The organism is Sphingomonas sp. AC449 (genome assembly GCF_979253475.1).
Genome location: NZ_CEEDCZ010000099.1, coordinates 1 through 235 on the forward strand (window position 1 = coordinate 1; position 235 = coordinate 235).

Annotated in this window: 1 rRNA gene; it reads left to right on the forward strand. The window is 58.7% G+C overall.

Features of this window, described 5'->3' with window-relative positions:
- Nucleotides 1–235 (forward strand): 23S ribosomal RNA (locus tag AC0CH3_RS17980); the annotation flags it as partial.

The window sequence follows — 235 nt, forward strand, 5'->3', positions numbered from 1 at the left end:
GTGGGAGGCTTTGAAGCATCGGCGCCAGCTGATGTGGAGCCAAAGGTGAAATACCACCCTGTTTGTTTCTGATGTCTAACCTCGTTCCGTAAGCCGGACCAGGGACCCTCTGTGGCGGGTCGTTTGACTGGGGCGGTCGCCTCCTAAAGAGTAACGGAGGCGCGCACTGGTGGGCTCTGGACGGTCGGAAACCGTCTGTTAGAGTGCAATGGCATAAGCCCGCCTGACTGCGAGA